17 protein-coding genes are annotated in these 17695 nt (G+C 57.1%); 13 read left to right on the top strand and 4 right to left on the bottom strand.

Annotated features, from left to right (window positions below; genetic code table 11):
- The first annotated feature begins 132 nt into the window (after positions 1-132).
- Entirely contained in the window at positions 133-1308 is a 1176-nt protein-coding gene (manA, locus tag FOY93_RS09950; protein ID WP_133294260.1) for a mannose-6-phosphate isomerase, read from the top strand.
- Positions 1309-1407: 99 nt separating this feature from the next.
- Complete coding sequence (locus tag FOY93_RS09945) at positions 1408-2940, top strand: YdgA family protein (RefSeq protein ID WP_143345023.1); 1533 nt, start codon at positions 1408-1410, stop codon at positions 2938-2940.
- 38 nt (positions 2941-2978) lie between these two features.
- On the opposite strand, the gene FOY93_RS09940 is transcribed toward FOY93_RS09945, so the two are convergent.
- Complete coding sequence (locus FOY93_RS09940; protein WP_143345022.1) at positions 2979-3833, bottom strand: alpha/beta fold hydrolase; 855 nt, start codon at positions 3831-3833, stop codon at positions 2979-2981.
- A 15-nt stretch (positions 3834-3848) separates the two neighbouring features.
- On the bottom strand, positions 3849-4829 hold the full coding sequence (locus FOY93_RS09935) for an MBL fold metallo-hydrolase (protein WP_133294257.1): 981 nt from the start codon (positions 4827-4829) through the stop codon (positions 3849-3851).
- Positions 4830-4937: 108 nt separating this feature from the next.
- Here FOY93_RS09935 and FOY93_RS09930 point away from each other — a divergent pair, with 108 nt between their 5' ends.
- Entirely contained in the window at positions 4938-5834 is an 897-nt protein-coding gene (locus FOY93_RS09930; RefSeq protein ID WP_143345021.1) for a LysR family transcriptional regulator, read from the top strand.
- 2 nt (positions 5835-5836) lie between these two features.
- On the opposite strand, the gene FOY93_RS09925 is transcribed toward FOY93_RS09930, so the two are convergent.
- Positions 5837-6865 carry a Mal regulon transcriptional regulator MalI gene (locus FOY93_RS09925; protein WP_115874877.1) on the bottom strand — a complete coding sequence of 343 codons (1029 nt, stop codon included), beginning with the start codon at positions 6863-6865 and terminating at the stop codon, positions 5837-5839.
- Between the two features lie 178 nt (positions 6866-7043).
- Between FOY93_RS09925 and malX the strand changes: the two genes are divergently transcribed.
- The 3 genes from malX to add all read left to right on the top strand — a co-directional run bounded on the left by malX (position 7044) and on the right by add (position 10955).
- On the top strand, positions 7044-8636 hold the full coding sequence (gene malX / locus FOY93_RS09920) for a maltose/glucose-specific PTS transporter subunit IIBC (protein WP_133294255.1): 1593 nt from the start codon (positions 7044-7046) through the stop codon (positions 8634-8636).
- A 48-nt stretch (positions 8637-8684) separates the two neighbouring features.
- The gene (locus tag FOY93_RS09915) at positions 8685-9857 is read left to right on the top strand and encodes a MalY/PatB family protein (RefSeq protein WP_133294254.1); all 1173 of its coding nucleotides are present in this window, start codon (positions 8685-8687) and stop codon (positions 9855-9857) included.
- A gap of 96 nt (positions 9858-9953) precedes the next feature.
- The gene (gene add / locus FOY93_RS09910; protein WP_127730541.1) at positions 9954-10955 is read left to right on the top strand and encodes an adenosine deaminase; all 1002 of its coding nucleotides are present in this window, start codon (positions 9954-9956) and stop codon (positions 10953-10955) included.
- A gap of 52 nt (positions 10956-11007) precedes the next feature.
- On the opposite strand, the gene FOY93_RS09905 is transcribed toward add, so the two are convergent.
- Entirely contained in the window at positions 11008-12048 is a 1041-nt protein-coding gene (locus FOY93_RS09905; protein ID WP_133294253.1) for an oxidoreductase, read from the bottom strand.
- Positions 12049-12291: 243 nt separating this feature from the next.
- Here FOY93_RS09905 and blr point away from each other — a divergent pair, with 243 nt between their 5' ends.
- From blr to rsxD, 7 genes are all read left to right on the top strand, one after another.
- The gene (gene blr, locus FOY93_RS09900; RefSeq protein ID WP_168112406.1) at positions 12292-12417 is read left to right on the top strand and encodes a division septum protein Blr; all 126 of its coding nucleotides are present in this window, start codon (positions 12292-12294) and stop codon (positions 12415-12417) included.
- A gap of 231 nt (positions 12418-12648) precedes the next feature.
- Entirely contained in the window at positions 12649-12864 is a 216-nt protein-coding gene (gene ydgT, locus FOY93_RS09895; RefSeq protein WP_013096896.1) for a transcription modulator YdgT, read from the top strand.
- Between the two features lie 86 nt (positions 12865-12950).
- Positions 12951-13391 (top strand): DUF2569 domain-containing protein, encoded by a 441-nt coding sequence (locus FOY93_RS09890; protein ID WP_115874872.1) that lies wholly within the window; start codon positions 12951-12953, stop codon positions 13389-13391.
- Between the two features lie 76 nt (positions 13392-13467).
- The gene (gene rsxA, locus FOY93_RS09885; RefSeq protein WP_008500564.1) at positions 13468-14049 is read left to right on the top strand and encodes an electron transport complex subunit RsxA; all 582 of its coding nucleotides are present in this window, start codon (positions 13468-13470) and stop codon (positions 14047-14049) included.
- Positions 14049-14627 (top strand): electron transport complex subunit RsxB, encoded by a 579-nt coding sequence (rsxB, locus tag FOY93_RS09880; RefSeq protein ID WP_032657710.1) that lies wholly within the window; start codon positions 14049-14051, stop codon positions 14625-14627. The genes rsxA and rsxB overlap by 1 nt, the downstream gene beginning before the upstream one ends.
- On the top strand, positions 14620-16641 hold the full coding sequence (gene rsxC / locus FOY93_RS09875) for an electron transport complex subunit RsxC (protein ID WP_136194742.1): 2022 nt from the start codon (positions 14620-14622) through the stop codon (positions 16639-16641). Before rsxB ends, rsxC begins: the two co-directional genes overlap by 8 nt.
- Complete coding sequence (gene rsxD / locus FOY93_RS09870; RefSeq protein ID WP_111965669.1) at positions 16642-17694, top strand: electron transport complex subunit RsxD; 1053 nt, start codon at positions 16642-16644, stop codon at positions 17692-17694.
- Position 17695 lies beyond the last annotated feature (1 nt).

The following is a 17695-nucleotide window of genomic DNA, read 5'->3' as shown; positions in this document are numbered from 1 at the left end:
AGTCAGCTTATCCTACACAATTTTTTAACAAAAACTGAGACTAGTACGACTTTTTACATCCACAGGTTACTTCCATGAGGTTTATTGCTTTAATACCCGGAGTTAATTCCACAATTGAATCAGGGCTTGATAATGCAAAAACTCATTAACTCAGTGCAAAACTACGCCTGGGGAAGTAAAACTGCGTTAACGGATCTCTACGGTATCGCGAACCCGAACAACCTGCCGATGGCGGAACTGTGGATGGGTGCGCACCCGAAGAGCAGCTCAAAAATTGAAGACGCCAGCGGCCAGGTACGCAGCCTGCGCGACGTGATTAATGCCGATAAAGCCGCGCTGCTGGGTGACAAAGTCGCTCAGCGCTTTGGCGAACTGCCGTTCCTGTTTAAAGTTTTGTGCGCTGACCAGCCGCTCTCCATCCAGGTTCACCCGAACAAGAAAGCCTCAGAAATCGGGTTTGCGAAAGAGAACGCGGCGGGTATTCCGTTAGATGCTGCCGAGCGTAATTACAAAGATCCTAACCACAAGCCTGAGCTGGTGTTCGCGCTGACGCCGTTCCTGGCGATGAACGCGTTCCGCGAGTTTTCAGAAATTATCTCCCTGCTGCAGCCGGTCGCGGGTGCCCATAAAGCCATCGCGCATTTCCTTGAAAACCCGAACGCCGATGCGCTGAGCCAGCTGTTTGCCAGCCTGCTGAATATGCAGGATGAAGAGAAAACCCACGCCCTGGCGGTGCTGAAAGCCGCCCTGGACAGCCAGCAAGGTGAACCGTGGGAGACCATCCGTCTGATTTCCGAATTCTATCCGGACGACAGCGGCCTGTTCTCCCCTCTGCTGCTGAACGTGGTGAAGCTCAATCCGGGTGAAGCGATGTTCCTCTTCGCGGAAACCCCGCACGCCTACCTTCAGGGCGTGGCGCTGGAGGTGATGGCCAACTCCGATAACGTGTTGCGCGCGGGCCTGACGCCAAAATACATCGACATCCCTGAACTGGTAGCCAACGTGAAGTTCGTGGCGAAACCTGCCGCGGAGCTGCTGACTCAGCCGGTGAAAAACGGCGCAGAGCTGGACTTCCCGATTCCGGTTGAAGATTTTGCCTTTTCCCTGCACGACCTGAGCCAGGCCGAAACCACCATCGCGCAGGAGAGCGCGGCGATCCTGTTCTGCGCCGAGGGCGAAGCGACACTGCGCAAAGGCGAACAGCGTCTGGTGCTTAAGCCCGGTGAGTCAGCCTTCGTTGCAGCCAATGAGTCTCCGGTTAGCGTAAGCGGCACCGGTCGTCTGGCGCGCGTTTTCAATAAGCTTTAACCACTTACTGAATTTTTTAACAACTCTTGCTAAGCTAGTTGCAGGCTTAATATCTCCAGGCGGTTTTTACCGCCTGGTTTCATTTTAGGGATAGTCGCAATGAAAAAATCGGTCGTAGCGGTTGGAGTGATTGTAGCGTTAGGCGTGGTCTGGACGGGTGCCTCCTGGTTTACCGGGAAACAGTTGGAAGGCCGTCTGGCTGAGATGGTGGCGCAGGCTAACGGAGAGATTAAGCGCAGCGCGCCGGAAGCCGGTCTGGAACTGAGCTACCAGAATTATCATCGCGGCGTGTTTACCAGCCGCATGCAGCTGGTAGTGAAGCCGGTTGCCGGTGCTGCAAACGGCTGGCTGAAACCGGGCCAGAGCGTGGTGCTGGACGAGGTGGTGAGCCACGGTCCCCTGCCGCTGGCGCAGCTGAAGTCCTTTAACCTGATCCCGTCGATGGCGTCCGTCCATACCGTGCTGGTGAATAATGACGTCACCAAACCGCTTTTTGACCTGGCGAAGAATGAATCGCCTTTCGACATTAATACCCGCATTAGCTATTCCGGTGACACGAGTTCCGATATTGCTCTGAAAGCGCTGAACTACGAGAAAGAGAATGAGAAAGTCGCCTTCAGCGGCGGTCACTTCAAACTCGATGCTGACCGCGATGGAAACGTGTTCTCCCTGACGGGTGAAGCGGAAAGCGGCCTGGTCAATGCCGTGAACGAATATAACCAAAAAGTTCAGCTCACCTTCAATAACCTGAAAGCCGACGGCAACAGCCGCATGACCGATTTCCAGGAGCGTATCGGCGATCAGAAACTGTCTCTCGACAAAGTCGCCATTGCTGTTGAAGGAAAAGAGATGGCCGTGCTGGAAGGCATGGACGTCAACGGAAAATCCGACGTTTCTAAAGACGGTAAGAGCATCAATACCCAGCTGGATTACACGCTGAAGAGCCTGAAAGTGCAGAATCAGGATCTGGGCACCGGCAAACTCTCGCTCAAGATCGGCAATATCGACGGTCAGGCGTGGCACGAGTTTAGCCAGAAATACAGCAAAGAGAGCCAGGCGCTGCTGACCGATGCCGCACTGCAGCAAAACCCGGAAGTCTACCAGCAGCAGGCGATGGCGGTGCTGTTCAACAACCTGCCGATCCTGCTGAAAGGTGAGCCGGTGGTCACCGTTGCGCCGCTGAGCTGGAAAAACAGCAAAGGCGAAACCAGCTTCAACCTGTCGCTGTTCCTGAAAGATCCGGCCACCGCAACGGGTGAACCGCAGACGCTGGCGCAGGAAGTGGATCGCAGCGTGAAGTCGCTCGACAGCAAGCTGACCATCCCGATGGATATGGCGACCGAGTTTATGACCCAGATTGCGAAGCTGGAAGGCTACGGCGATGAAGACGCCGGCAAGCTGGCGAACCAGCAGGTGAAGGGTCTGGCGGCCATGGGCCAGATGTTCCGCATCACCAAAGTGGAAAACAACACGATTTCCACCAGCCTGCAGTACGCCAACGGCCAGGTCACGCTCAACGGCGACAAAATGCCGCTGGAGGATTTTGTCGGCATGTTTGGTATGCCTACTCTGGGAATGCCGGAACCGGCTGAACCGGCAGCGCCAGCCGAACCGGCTGCACCGCAGCAGTAAACAGCAAAACCCCTCGCATGAGGGGTTTTTATTGCCTGCTAGCTTTTCCATCCCGCCAGGAAATCCAGCAGAAGCGCGTTTACTTTCTCTGGCTGCTCCTCCTGCGGAAGGTGGCCGCACTCATCGATACCATGCGCCCGCAGGTTCTCCGCCATTTCGGCCCAGACGCTTTCCATATCGAAAAGCTTGCCGACCGCATGAAAATCATTACCCCACAGCGACATTACCGGGCAGGTGATTTTCACCTCAGCGTCTGCCATATCCTGCGCCACATCCTCTGCGTTGGCGCGATAGTCAGCCATAGCGCCTCGCACGGCACCCGGTGCCTGATACGCCCGAACATAGGTATCAAACGCCTCGCCGCTGATGGTCGACGGATCGTAGGTCCAGTCCGAGAAAAAGTGGCGTAGCCAGATATTCTCCCGACCCGCAATCAGCGCTTCCGGCAGGTCTGGCACAAGATGAAACAGAAAGAACCAGTATGCACGCGCAATCGACGCATTCAGATCGCGCGCCACAATACGCGTTGGCACGTTATCCATCACCACCAGTCGATCCACCAGCTCAGGGTAATCTTTTGCAAACCGCGTCGCGACGCGCGCCCCGCGATCGTGCCCCACCAGTACCACTTTCTGTAAACCCAGGACACGCATCAGTTCCCGGATGTCCCGCGCCATGTTGCGCTTATCATAGCCAGAAGCAGGTTTATCCGTTTCGCCATACCCGCGTAAATCCGGCGCAATCACGCGATAGTGCCGGGACAGTACGGGTATCTGGTAGCGCCAGGCATAGTTTGTTTCAGGAAAACCATGCAGGAGAATAACCGGTGCGCCTTCACCCTCTTCGACCACAAACTGACGGATACCGTTTGCCGTTACGGTGTAACTTTTCATGCTCGTCACCTCACTTTATTTCAGCAGAGGCACGTTGGCCGCACGTTGATAAGGACCGTAATTTACCGGGTTCCAGCTAAAGCCCTGCTGCCAGGCGGTGATATGCCCGATACCGGGGAAAGGCAGATGCGCTGCGGCCATCCACTCACCGTCTTTCGCCAGCGCGTTAAACTCCTGCGCCCGGGATGAGATGGCTTTTTTCGGATCGACATCAAAGCGAATAGACACTTCAGGGTGCGGGAACTGGACGGCAGGAGCATGAATCAAATCCCCAATGAAGTTGATAGCCGTCCCCTGCGACGCGAAGCGATAAACGGTACTGCCAGGCGTATGACCAGTGGCATATGCCGTCTGGACTTCCGGGATGGGCGAAGCTGGCGGGACAAAGGTTTTGAGGTGACCGGTGGCTTTATACGCAGACAGCGCATTCCTGGCGATAGCGAAATACTCCTTCGCGTTAACCGGCGCGCTCGCTTCTTTTGCAGGGTCAAGCCAGTAGTCGGCCTCCCCCTGCGGTACGTAGACGGTGGCATTGGGGAACAGCGCCTTACCGTCTGCATCGCTCAGGCCGCACACGTGGTCAAGATGCAGGTGGGTCAGGAAAATGGTATCGACCTGCTCAGGACGATACCCTGATGCGTTTATATTGCTGACCAGCTGGCCGGCCGTTTCCGACATGCAGTGGCCTCCTCCGCTGTCAATCATCACAAGGTGTTTACCGGTATTGACCAAAAACGCGTTGAAGGCGGTAGGCATGCGTTCGGCATCAATTTTGTGTTGAGCCAACAGTTCGCGAACCTTGTCGCCTGAGAGCCCGTGCAGTAGGGAAGGCGAAAGATCGTTATAGCCGTCGAACAGCGCCGTCACCTCATATTCCCCTATCGCCAGACGATAATAACCGGGGACCTGCTGTTTCACCTGCGCGGGGGCATCTGCCCATGATGTGCTTGCAAAGAGCAGGCCGCTGAACGCCAGAACCGTTTTCAACTTTTTCATCTTCACTCCAGACTGATATTTTTTCAGGTTGTGAAGAGACTATGGCAGCGTAACGATTAATAATGTAGACATGTACTTTGATAGGCCAGCATAACGAAAAGCGATACAATGAAACTGGAAGACGTTGAAGTGTTTATCGAAGCCGTCAAGGCGGGTAGCCTGGCGGGTGCCGCGCGTCGGCTCTCTGTGAGCCCTATGGCGGCATCACGGTCTCTTAATAATCTTGAGGCGGAACTGGGGGTCAGGCTGGTGCATCGCACCACGCGTTCCCTCTCACCCACCAGCGATGGGGATGTTTTTTTGCCGCATGCGCAGGCGCTGCTGGAAGATAAAAATAATGCGCTGGCCGATCTGTTTCCCGAGGGGACGCATCTTACCGGACGCCTGCGCATTACCGCCTCAGCAGGGTTTGGCCGTAAGATCGTTGCTCCTATGCTGACCCGGTTCATGCAGCAGCATCCCGCCCTGCAGGTCGATTTACTCGCCACCGACGAACAGGTTGATATTGTCGGCAAAGGCATTGACGTGGCGTTACGCATTGCGCCGCTGCGCGATAACCGGCTGGTTGCCCATCGCCTGTGTCACAACCCTCGAGACCTTTGCGCCAGCCCGGCGTATCTGGTCGCACACGGCTATCCAAAATCGTTTAACGATCTGGCGGCACACAGCTGTCTGACCACCTCAGATACCGTCCACTGGTCATTCGAACAGGGCGAACAGCGCTACAGGCAAAAGGTCTCGGGCCGATTCTCCGCGAACTCTGTTGAGGCCATTTTCGAAGCCTGCCTTGGAGGGTTGGGCATCGCCAATTTATCTCGCTGGTACGTAGAACCGGCCTTCAGAGAGGGTAAACTCGAGCGGATCGTCCTGGAGGATGCCCGGCCGGAATCGCTGGCCGTTTGGGCGGTTTATCCGACCTCCAGGCTGATCCCGGCAAAAGTACGAAAATTTGTGGAGGCACTGGAAGCCGAACTGTTGCTCAATCCGCTAACGCAACTCGCCTGATACTATTTTACCGGCACCAGGCGCGCCGCCACAATCTGGTGCCCGGCCTGCACATCCGTATTTTCGATACGCTGCATGATTCTGTCCGCCAGGGTGTAACCCATCTCCCGCGCGGGGGTAGTGGCCCAGACGATCGGCAGATCGTCCAGCGCGTTTTCACCGACGTCGGCGAACGCCCCCAGCGCCACCTGGTGGCCGAAGAAGGTTTCCACCCCGCCCTCGCCGCTCTGACGCCCGGCGCGGATCAGGCCAAACCAGGCCCCCATAGCGATCACATCGTTATAGCAAATCACGGCGCTGATCGTCGGGCTGCTTCGCAGCAGCGCGCCTATCGCTTCCGCCGCCATCTTCTGGCTGGACTCACACTCCACGACCCACTCGCTGTGGAACGGCAGGCCGTATTTAATCAGCGTCGCACAGTAGCCGCCGACCCGCTCGGCGCGGGTCAGGGACGAGCTTTTCCCGCCCAGCCAGGCAATGCGCTGATGACCGCGACGAATAAGATGCTCGGTCAGCATTTGCGCGGCCTGCATGTTATCCGGACGCAGCGTATCGGCTTCGTCGAGGTAGCTGGCGCGCGAGGCAAACACCAGCGGCACGCCTTTTTCGGCGGCACGCTCGCACAGCTCGCTGCCCACGCCCGACGCCCCTGCGACGATCACCCCGTCCACCCCCTGGTTCAGCAGCATATCGAGCCGGGAAAGCAGCTGATCGGCTTCGCGGCCGCCGTGAAGCAGAAAGACCATCCGCCCCTGCGCTTCAAGCGCTTCGGTTAACCCGGCCGTCAACTCCGCATAGAAAGGTGACGTCAGGTCACGAACGATCAGGCCAATCACCCCGCTTTGCCCCCCGCGCAGCGCCGACGCCTGGCGGTTACGCACAAAGCCCAACTGTTCAACCGCCTCGTTCACCCGCTGACCGGTCGCGGGAGAGATGCGCCCTTTTCCGCTCAGTACCAGAGAAACGGTGCTGACGGAAACCCCCGCCGCCAGCGCGACATCGTTGATGGTGACTTTTTTCGCTACGGCCATGTGTTGGCGTGACTCCCTGAAAATGAGATCGGTAAAACGTTTTATCAATACGTTATCTTTATACTACCAGTCAAAGCCTGAGAATGTGATTTAGCGCGCACTAAACTTTGATAAAACGTTTTATCTTCTCGCAGCATTGAGGCAGACAAACTGATTTTAACAATAAAGGAGTCGTTTTATGACGGCGAAAGCAGCACAAAAAATATCGCTGTGGGAATTTTTCCAGCAACTGGGTAAAACCTTCATGCTGCCCGTGGCACTTCTCTCGTTCTGCGGGATCATGCTGGGGATCGGCAGTTCACTCAGCAGTAAAGACGTCATTACGCTGATCCCGTTCCTCGGCACCCCCGTGCTGCAGGCGATCTTTATCTGGATGAGTAAAGTCGGCTCCTTTGCATTTAGTTTCCTGCCCGTGATGTTCTGTATCGCTATCCCGCTAGGCCTGGCCCGCGAGAACAAAGGCGTCGCGGCGTTTGCCGGTTTTGTGGGTTACGCGGTGATGAACCTGGCGGTTAACTTCTGGCTGACCGCGAAAGGCATTCTGCCGACAACCGACGCTGCCGTGCTGAAAGCTAACAACATTCAAAGCGTGATCGGTATCCAGTCTATTGATACCGGGATCCTCGGTGCAGTGATCGCGGGCGTGATTATCTGGATGCTTCACGAGCGCTTCCACAATATTCGTCTGCCGGATGCCCTGGCCTTCTTCGGCGGTACCCGCTTTGTGCCGATTGTGACCCTGGTGGTCATGGGTCTGTTTGGTTTGATCATTCCGCTGATCTGGCCGGTCTTTGCGATGGGCATTAACGGTATTGGCCGCATCATCAACGGCGCGGGAGATTTTGGTCCGATGATCTTCGGCACCGGCGAGCGTCTGCTCCTGCCGTTTGGCCTGCAGCATATCCTGGTGGCTCTGATTCGCTTCACCGAAGCGGGCGGCACCATGGAGGTGTGCGGTCACGATGTGAGCGGAGCGCTGACCATCTTCCAGGCGCAGCTGAGCTGCCCGACCACCCACGGCTTCTCCGAAAGCGCAACCCGCTTCCTGTCTCAGGGTAAAATGCCTGCCTTCCTCGGCGGCCTGCCGGGTGCCGCGCTGGCGATGTATCACTGCGCGCGCCCGGAAAACCGTCATAAAATAAAAGGCCTGCTGATTTCCGGCGTGATCGCCTGCGTCGTGGGCGGTACCACCGAGCCAATCGAATTCCTGTTCCTGTTCGTCGCGCCAGTGCTGTATCTGATTCACGCGGTGCTGACCGGTCTGGGCTTTACCGTGATGGCGGTGCTGGGCGTTACCATCGGCAACACCGACGGCAACGTGATCGACTTCGTGGTGTTCGGGATCCTGCACGGCCTCTCCACCAAGTGGTATCTGGTGCCGGTCGTGGCGGCGATCTGGTTCGTGGTGTACTACGGCATCTTCCGCTTCGCCATCACCCGCTTTAACCTGAAAACGCCTGGCCGCGATACCGATACGGCCACCAGCGTTGAGCAGGCGGTAGCCGGTACCGTGGGCAAATCCGGCTATAACACCCCAGCAATTCTGGCAGCGCTGGGCGGTGCAGATAACATTACCTCGCTGGATAACTGCATTACCCGCCTGCGTTTGTCGGTGGCGGATATGTCAAAAGTCGACACCAACGCCCTGAAAGCCAACCGGGCCATCGGCGTGGTACAGTTAAATCAGCACAATTTACAGGTGGTTATCGGCCCGCAGGTACAGTCAGTGAAAGATGAGCTGGCTACCCTGATGCGAACAGTAGAAGCCTGATGCCTCAGCCCCCTCTCCATGAGGGGGTTTTACGTTAAGGATTAAAGCATGTTTGATTTCTCAACCGTCGTGGATCGACACGGCACCTGGTGTACGCAGTGGGACTACGTCGCCGACCGTTTTGGCGCGGACGATCTGCTGCCCTTCACCATCTCGGATATGGATTTCGCCACCGCCCCCTGCATAATCGACGCGCTGCATCAGCGCATTCATCACGGCGTGTTTGGCTATAGCCGCTGGAAAAACGACGAGTTTCTCGCAGCCGTCGCGCACTGGTTCCAGCAGCGCTTTAACAACCAGATTGATACGGAAACCGTGGTTTATGGCCCCTCCGTCATCTACATGGTCTCTGAACTGATACGCCTCTGGTCAAACCCCGGCGACGGCGTGGTGGTACACACCCCGGCATACGATGCGTTTTATAAGGCCATAGAGGGTAACGCGCGTCGTGTTGTGGCGGTTGAGATGGAAAAGCAGGCGGCAGGCTGGCAGGGCAATATGGCGGCCCTCGAAGCGGCGCTGGCGAAACCGGAAAACAAAATTTTGCTGCTGTGCAGCCCGCAGAATCCGACCGGTAAGGTCTGGACGCGGGATGAGCTGACGCACATGGCGGAACTGTGCGCACGCTATGACGTGGCGGTGATCAGCGATGAAATTCATATGGATATGGTGTGGGGAGAGCATCGTCACACGCCGTGGATCGCGGTGGCGCGCTGGAAATGGGCGCTTCTCACTTCCGGCTCGAAAAGCTTTAATATTCCAGCTCTTACGGGCGCTTACGGCTTGATTGGCGATGAAGAGAGCCGTAACGGTTATCTCAGCGCGCTAAAAGGACGGGACGGACTCTCTTCCCCTTCCGTGCTGGCGCTTACGGCCCATATCGCGGCCTATCAGCAGGGGGAGCCGTGGCTGGATGCCCTGCGGGGTTATCTCGAAGGGAATTTGTCGTATATCGCGCAGGAAGTAAACCACGCTTTTCCGAAACTAAACTGGCAGCCGCCGGAAGCGACCTATCTGGCCTGGATCGATCTGCGCCCGCTGAACATTGACGATCGGGCGCTGCAAAAAGTGCTGATCGAGCAGCAAAAGGTCGCCATCATGCCGGGATATACCTATGGAATAGAGGGAAATGGCTTCGTACGCCTGAATGCGGGCTGCCCGCGAAGCAAGCTTGAGCAAGGGGTTCAACGCCTGATTGCCGGGATTAATACGCTCCTGTAATCAATTTGCGCAACGGAATATTCCCTTGCGCAAATAGCTTTTTACCCCGTTTTGTTTTTATAATATGGCGCACTTTAACCAGAAAAGAGTGCGACCATGATTGATACACGCCTGCCTTTAACTGATATTCATCGTCACCTTGACGGTAACATTCGTGCCCAAACCATCCTCGATCTTGGCCGCCAGTTCAATTTAACGCTTCCTGCTCAGACCCTTGAGTCCCTGATCCCTCACGTACAGGTGACCTCTAATGAACCGGACCTGGTCAGCTTCCTGAGCAAACTCGACTGGGGTGTGAAGATGCTGGCGTCGCTGGAGGCCTGCCGCCGCGTGGCGTTTGAGAACATCGAAGATGCCGCCCGCAACGGCCTGCACTACGTCGAGCTGCGCTTCTCGCCGGGCTATATGGCAATGACCCACAGCCTGCCCGTTGCAGGCGTCGTGGAAGCCGTCATTGAAGGCGTGCGCGAAGGATGTAAAACCTTCGACGTTCAGGCTCGCCTGATCGGCATCATGAGCCGTACGTTCGGTGAAGCCGCCTGCCTGCAGGAGCTGGAGGCGCTGCTGGCCCATCGCGATGCCATCACCGCCGTCGATCTCGCCGGTGACGAGCTGGGCTTCCCGGGCAGCCTGTTCCTCTCCCACTTCAACCGCGCGCGCGATGCCGGCTGGCACATTACCGTACATGCGGGTGAAGCGGCTGGCCCGGAAAGCATCTGGCAGGCCATCCGCGAGCTGGGCGCCGAGCGTATCGGTCACGGCGTGAAGGCGGTCGAAGATCGCGCGCTGATGGATTTCCTGGCGGAGCAGCGTATCGGGATTGAGTCGTGCCTGACGTCTAACATTCAGACCAGCACCGTGGCAACGCTGGCGCAGCACCCGCTGAAAACGTTCCTTGAGCACGGCGTACTGGCCTCTCTGAACACTGACGATCCGGCGGTACAGGGCGTGGATATCATCCATGAGTACAACATCGCCGCACCTCAGGCGGGTCTGAGCCGCGAGCAGATCCGTCAGGCGCAGATCAACGGGCTGGAGAGTGCCTTCCTGACGCCTGCAGAGAAGCAGGCGCTGAAAGATAAAGTGGCTCGCGGTTAACTCCGCTGCCGGGTGGCGCTAACGCTTACCCGGCCTACTAAAATATTTAAAATTATGCCAGACAGAGCGTCGCGCGATGTTTGGCAGATTCAATACCCAGCTCAATCAGCTCCATAATCTGTATCGCCTGGCTGGCCGGAACCGGATTTTCGCCCGTACCGTTCAGCGCATCGCGGATGCCCGCATAATAGGCCGGATAGTTACCCGGTATCGTCAGAAAGGTCTCCTCGACCAGCTCCTCGCCTTCCACCCGCGTCACTACGCCGTCGCGCATATCATAGCCCCAGTCTTCCTGCGGTAAACGTTCACCGCTTTTCAGCCGGTCTTCCTGCGGGTCGAGACCAAACTTCACGTAGCTCCCGCGCGTGCCGTGCATAATATAGCGGGCCGATTCCGCGGCCGCGACCATCGTACCGTGGAGCACAATCCGCCGCTGCGGGTAACTCAGCACCGCGTGGAAGTAATCGGTCGTCTGTGCTCCGGGCCTGAGCTGGGCCAGATCGACCGTCATGCTCACCGGCAGACCAAAAAGATTGACGGCCTGATCCAGCAGATGCGGGGCTAAATCGTACCAGATGCCGCTGCCCGGACCGGCCTGCTCGCGCCAGCGGTTTCGTACCTGCGGACGGAAGCGGTCAAAGTGCGATTCAAAAAAGAGGATCTCCCCTAATGTGCCCTCACTGAGAAGCCTTTTTACCGTTAAAAAGTCGCTGTCCCAGCGGCGGTTATGGAACACCGACAGCAACCTGCCCAGACTCTTTGCCAGCGCATCCAACTCGCGCGCCTGAGACAACGTAACGGTAAAGGGCTTATCGACAACCACGTGCTTGCCGGCTTCCAGCGCGGCCTTTGCCAGTGGAAAGTGGGTGTCGTTCGGCGTGGGGATAACGATTAAATCAATATTCGGATCGTTGAAAAGGTGTTTTGGCTCAGAGACAACCGGCACGGAAGGCCAGTCTGTATGGACTTTAGCGGCATCGCTGCTGGTTACCGCTGCCAGCGCCATTCCCGGCGTCCCGGCTATCAGAGGCGCATGAAACGTTTTGCTTGCATACCCGTAGCCGATAAGCCCAACGCGGATATTATCACTCATAGTGCCATCCTCTTTTATGACGTTCTTATTTCACACTGGCTAGCCTGGCATTGCCACAGATTAATAATGTGCCATATGACTTAAAATAGCAGGTCGTACGGGTTGTTTTTGTTACATAGTATTAACCTACTGATTTTGTTTAAGGGAACCGTTCCCAAAGCGCTTGCGGCCGGGGAAACGTCGCTGTAACATTTGCACCCTGTATTTAAGGATAAAGTACAACTACGAATCATGACGTCAATTATTAATCGAATCATTGAATTAGCGGGATGGATTGTCCTTGGGGTTTCGGTCATTTTGCTGGGTGTTGCCAGCCATATCGATAACTACCAGCCGCCGGAGCCTGTCACAGTCGCCCAACCCAAGTAACCGGTTACCGCAATAAAGAGTGACATAATATGTCAGTTACTTATTGCCAGCCCTGGTGAACACGGTTAACCTTCTCTTCCAGGCATCGTCTGATGCCTGAATTTCAGCAAAGAAAACTCCTAATTTCGTCGCGTTACCTGAGTGGGCTGTTTACGTCTTTATTAATCCGTTTATTATTCGAACGAATTACCTTAACTGGTATTACTCACTTTTATATGGAAACTTATTAATATGACAGTTCAGGACTATTTATTAAAATTTCGCAAGATCAATTCGCTTGAGAGCCTGGAAAAACTGTTTGACCATCTGAACTACACCCTGTCTGATAATCAGGACATCATTAATATGTATCGTGCCGCTGACCATCGCCGTGCGGAGCTGGTTTCCGGCGGTCGTTTGTTCAACGTGGGTGAAGTGCCTAAGTCCGTATGGCGCTACGTTTTATAAGAAAGTAGCCATCCGCGCGAAATGTTATATACTCTCCGCCCTGCCAACTGGCTGTAAAACATTTCGCGCAGATTATGGGAGAGTTCATGACCGCAACGCCTGGAGAACGCATTGGAGGCTGGTTAATCGCCCCACTGGCATGGCTGCTGGTTGCCTTATTAAGCGCATCACTTGCGCTGCTGCTTTATACCACCGCACTGATTACCCCTCACGCCATCCAGACCCTGATGTCGCAAAACGTGCTGAATATTGCTTTGTGGTTTGTGTCATTCGTTTTCGCGATCGGGATGTGGTACTACACGCTGTGGCTGACCATCGCCTTCTTTAAGCGCCGTAAGAATGTGCCTAAGCACTACATTATCTGGCTGCTGGTTTCGGTCCTGCTGGCGGTTAAGGCGTTTGCTTTTTCGCCCGTTTCAGACGCGCTGGCCGTTCGTCAGCTGCTTTTCCCGTTGCTGGCCGCGGCGCTGCTGGTACCCTACTTCAAGCGTTCGACGCGGGTGAAAAACACCTTCGTGAACCCGTAATAACCCTACAGATAACCTGTTGTCGCCTGCGTGTGTTTGTCCGATAATAGGCGGCTTTTTTATTTCAGGCTAAATAATGACCGATTACTTACTGCTCTTTGTCGGCACCGTGCTGGTTAACAACTTCGTTCTGGTGAAGTTCCTTGGCCTGTGTCCGTTTATGGGCGTTTCCAAAAAGCTGGAAACGGCAATGGGCATGGGGCTAGCGACGACCTTCGTCATGACGCTGGCGTCCATCTGCGCGTGGTGGATTGATACCTGGATCCTCATTCCGCTGGGGTTAACCTATCTCCGGACGCTGGCCTTTATTCTGGTTATCGCGGTGGTAGTGCAATTTACCGAAATGGTGGTGCGCAAAACCAGCCCGGCGCTCTATCGCCTGCTGGGTATCTTCCTGCCGCTGATCACTACCAACTGCGCCGTTCTCGGCGTGGCGCTGCTGAACATCAACCTTGGCCATAATTTTATGCAGTCGGCGCTGTATGGCTTTTCTGCGGCCGTCGGTTTCTCGCTGGTCATGGTGCTGTTTGCCTCTATTCGCGAGCGCCTGGCAGCAGCGGATATCCCCGCCCCCTTCCGCGGTAACGCGATTGCGCTGGTGACCGCAGGTTTAATGTCTCTGGCCTTTATGGGCTTTAGTGGTCTGGTGAAGTTGTAATGAATGCTATCTGGATTGCCATCGCCTCTATCAGCGTTCTGGGGTTGGTGTTTGGCCTTATCCTGGGCTACGCCTCCCGCCGTTTCGCGGTAGAGGACGATCCCGTTGTTGAGAAAATTGATGAGCTTCTGCCGCAAAGCCAGTGCGGGCAGTGCGGCTACCCGGGCTGTCGCCCCTATGCCGAAGCGGTAGGGATTCAGGGTGAAAAAATTAACCGCTGTGCGCCCGGTGGCGAAGCGGTGATGCTGAAAATCGCGACCCTGCTTAACGTTGACCCGCAGCCCGTTGACGGCGACGCGGACGTGCAGGAGCCGGTCCGTGCCCTGGCCGTGATCGACGAGGCCAACTGCATCGGCTGCACCAAATGTATTCAGGCCTGCCCGGTCGACGCCATTGTTGGCGCAACGCGCGCCATGCACACCGTGGTGGCGGACCTGTGCACCGGCTGTAACCTCTGCGTAGCACCCTGCCCGACGCAATGTATCGAGCTGCGCCCGGTTGAAACGACTACCGAAAGCTGGAAGTGGGATCTTCAAACCATTCCGGTTCGCAATATTCCTGTGGAACAACATGCTTAAGTTATTTTCTGCTTTCAGAAAAGAGAAGATTTGGGATTTTGACGGGGGTATTCACCCACCGGAGATGAAAACCCAGTCTAGCGGCACGCCGCTGCGTCAAATTCCGCTGGCGACCCGTTTCGTTATGCCGCTCAAGCAGCACATCGGCGCTGAGGGTGAGCTGTGCGTCAAAGAAGGCGATACGGTCCTTCGCGGTCAGCCGCTGACCTTTGGCCGCGGACGTATGCTGCCGGTGCACGCTCCCACCTCCGGTAAGGTGGTCGCCATCGCACCCCATACGGTGGCCCATCCGTCAGCGCTTTCAGAGCTGAGCGTGATTATTGAAGCCGACGGTGAAGACCGCTGGATCGACCGTGATGGCTGGAGCGATTACCGCAGCCAGAGCCGCGAAGTACTCATCGAACGTATTCATCAGTTCGGCGTTGCCGGCCTCGGCGGCGCAGGCTTCCCGACAGGCGTCAAGCTGCGCGGCGGTGGCGATAATATTCAGACGCTGATTATCAACGCCGCCGAATGCGAACCGTACATTACCGCTGACGATCGTCTGATGCAGGACTGCGCCGCCCAGGTGGTGGAAGGCATCCGCATCCTGGCGCACATTCTGCAGCCGCGGGAAGTGCTGATCGGTATCGAAGACAATAAACCTCAGGCTATCTCGATGCTTCGCGCCGTGCTGGCCGGTAGCCACGATATCAGCCTGCGCGTCATCCCGACCAAGTACCCCTCTGGCGGTGCTAAACAGCTGACGCAAATCCTTACCGGTAAGCAGGTGCCGCACGGCGGACGCTCTTCGGATATCGGCGTGCTGATGCAGAACGTCGGCACCGCGTACGCCGTGAAGCGCGCGGTGATCGACGGCGAGCCGCTGACCGAGCGCGTGGTAACGCTGACCGGGGAATCGGTCTCTCGTCCGGGCAACGTCTGGGCACGACTGGGTACGCCGGTGCGTCACCTGCTGGAGCAGGCTGAGTTTTGCCCGGGCAGCGACCAGATGGTGATCATGGGAGGCCCGCTGATGGGCTTTACCCTGCCGTGGCTCGATGTGCCTGTAGTGAAAATTACCAACTGTCTGCTCGCCCCTTCCCCGACCGAGATGGGCGAAGAGCAGGAAGAGAAAGGCTGCATCCGCTGCAGCGCCTGCGCCGATGCCTGCCCGGCGGATCTGCTGCCGCAACAGCTGTACTGGTACAGCAAAGGGCAGCTGCACGACAAGGCAAAAGCCCATAACCTAGCCGACTGCATCGAATGCGGCGCCTGCGCCTGGGTCTGCCCAAGCAACATCCCGCTGGTGCAGTATTTCCGCCAGGAGAAGGCTGAGATTTATGCTATCTCCATGGAAGAAAAACGCGCCGCGGAAGCTAAGGCACGTTTCGAAGCGCGCCAGGCGCGACTGGAGCGCGAAAAAATCGCCCGTCAGGAGCGCCATAAGCAGGCCGCGGTTCAGCCCGGCGAGAAAGATCAGGATGCCATTAACGCCGCACTGGCGCGCGTTCGTGAGAAAAAAGCGACAGCTGCGCAGCCTGTGGTGATCCCGGCCGGCGAGAAGCCTGACAACAGTGAAGCCATCGCGGCGCGTGAAGCTCGCAAAGCCCAGGCTCGCGCTCGTCAGGCTGAAAAAGCGCAAACGGTCCAGACGGATGCCGAGGTTGACCCGCGTAAAGCGGCCGTTGAAGCGGCAATAGCCCGCGCCAAAGCGCGCAAAGCCGGCGAGCAGAACGTGGTGGTTGAGCAGGAAGCGGTCGACCCTCGCAAAGCGGCCGTCGAAGCGGCGATTGCCCGGGCCAAAGCGCGCAAGGCGGCGCAGCAGACGCCAGCTGCAGAAACAGAAGCACCGGTCGACCCGCGTAAAGCCGCCGTCGAAGCGGCGATTGCCCGGGCTAAAGCCCGTAAGGCGGCGCAGCAGGAAGAGCAGCCGCAGGCCGCCAACGATGACCCGCGCAAAGCCGCCGTGGCCGCCGCCATCGCGCGCGTTCAGGCGAAGAAAGCCGCACAGCAAGCAGTTAACGAGGATTAAATGGTTTTCAGAATCGCAAGCTCCCCTTACACCCACAATCAGCGCCAGACGTCGCGCATTATGATGCTGGTCTGCCTGGCGGCGCTGCCGGGCATTGCCGCTCAGTGCTGGTTTTTCGGCTGGGGAACCCTGTTCCAGATAATCCTGGGCTGTGCCAGCGCCTTAGCGGCGGAAGCCCTTGTGCTTAAGCTGCGCAAGGCGGCTGTCTCCCGTATTCTTGCCGACAACTCCGCGCTGCTGACCGGCCTGCTTCTCGCCATCAGTATTCCGCCGTTTGCCCCGTGGTGGATGGTAGTGCTCGGCACCGTGTTTGCCGTGATCATTGCCAAACAGCTGTATGGTGGACTGGGCCATAACCCGTTTAACCCGGCGATGATTGGCTACGTGGTGCTGCTGATCTCCTTCCCGGTGCAGATGACCAGCTGGCTGCCACCGCACGAGATTGCGGCCACGGTTCCGGGCTTTATGGATGCCCTGCACGTCATCTTTACCGGCCATACGGCACTCGGTGCGGATATGAACGCGCTGCGCATGGGCGTGGACGGTATCAGCCAGGCGACGCCTCTCGATACCTTTAAAACATCCCTGCATGCCGGGCACAGCGTTGAGCAGATCATGAAGTCCGCGATCTACAGCGGCATGCTGGCGGGCGCGGGCTGGCAGTGGGTCAACCTGGCGTATCTGCTGGGCGGCCTGTTCCTGCTGCAGCAGAAAGCCATCCGCTGGCATATTCCGGTCAGCTTCCTCGTGACGCTGGCGGTGTGCGCCACGCTGGGATGGGTCTTTTCTCCTGAATCACTGGCCAGCCCGCAGATGCATTTGCTCTCCGGTGCCACTATGTTAGGAGCCTTCTTTATCCTGACGGATCCGGTGACGGCGTCAACGACTAACCGCGGCCGCCTGATCTTCGGCGCGCTGGCGGGCCTGCTGGTCTGGCTCATCCGCAGCTTTGGCGGGTATCCGGACGGTGTGGCCTTTGCCGTCCTGCTTGCCAACATTACCGTTCCGCTCATCGACTACTACACGCGCCCTCGCGTGTATGGCCATCGCTAGG

This window comes from Enterobacter sp. 18A13, from assembly GCF_007035975.1.
Taxonomy (GTDB): Bacteria; Pseudomonadota; Gammaproteobacteria; order Enterobacterales; family Enterobacteriaceae; genus Enterobacter; species Enterobacter vonholyi.
The sequence above is the reverse complement of the archived record's forward strand: the minus strand, read 5'-3'. Positions and strand labels throughout refer to the sequence as shown.

Coding starts and splice junctions, on each gene's coding strand:
- manA (WP_133294260.1), top strand. CDS start 133: ATGCAAAAACTCATTAACTCAGTGCAAAACTACGCCTGGGGAAGTAAA.
- FOY93_RS09945 (WP_143345023.1), top strand. CDS start 1,408: ATGAAAAAATCGGTCGTAGCGGTTGGAGTGATTGTAGCGTTAGGCGTG.
- FOY93_RS09940 (WP_143345022.1), bottom strand. CDS start 3,833: ATGAAAAGTTACACCGTAACGGCAAACGGTATCCGTCAGTTTGTGGTC.
- FOY93_RS09935 (WP_133294257.1), bottom strand. CDS start 4,829: ATGAAAAAGTTGAAAACGGTTCTGGCGTTCAGCGGCCTGCTCTTTGCA.
- FOY93_RS09930 (WP_143345021.1), top strand. CDS start 4,938: ATGAAACTGGAAGACGTTGAAGTGTTTATCGAAGCCGTCAAGGCGGGT.
- FOY93_RS09925 (WP_115874877.1), bottom strand. CDS start 6,865: ATGGCCGTAGCGAAAAAAGTCACCATCAACGATGTCGCGCTGGCGGCG.
- malX (WP_133294255.1), top strand. CDS start 7,044: ATGACGGCGAAAGCAGCACAAAAAATATCGCTGTGGGAATTTTTCCAG.
- FOY93_RS09915 (WP_133294254.1), top strand. CDS start 8,685: ATGTTTGATTTCTCAACCGTCGTGGATCGACACGGCACCTGGTGTACG.
- add (WP_127730541.1), top strand. CDS start 9,954: ATGATTGATACACGCCTGCCTTTAACTGATATTCATCGTCACCTTGAC.
- FOY93_RS09905 (WP_133294253.1), bottom strand. CDS start 12,048: ATGAGTGATAATATCCGCGTTGGGCTTATCGGCTACGGGTATGCAAGC.
- ydgT (WP_013096896.1), top strand. CDS start 12,649: ATGACAGTTCAGGACTATTTATTAAAATTTCGCAAGATCAATTCGCTT.
- FOY93_RS09890 (WP_115874872.1), top strand. CDS start 12,951: ATGACCGCAACGCCTGGAGAACGCATTGGAGGCTGGTTAATCGCCCCA.
- rsxA (WP_008500564.1), top strand. CDS start 13,468: ATGACCGATTACTTACTGCTCTTTGTCGGCACCGTGCTGGTTAACAAC.
- rsxB (WP_032657710.1), top strand. CDS start 14,049: ATGAATGCTATCTGGATTGCCATCGCCTCTATCAGCGTTCTGGGGTTG.
- rsxC (WP_136194742.1), top strand. CDS start 14,620: ATGCTTAAGTTATTTTCTGCTTTCAGAAAAGAGAAGATTTGGGATTTT.
- rsxD (WP_111965669.1), top strand. CDS start 16,642: ATGGTTTTCAGAATCGCAAGCTCCCCTTACACCCACAATCAGCGCCAG.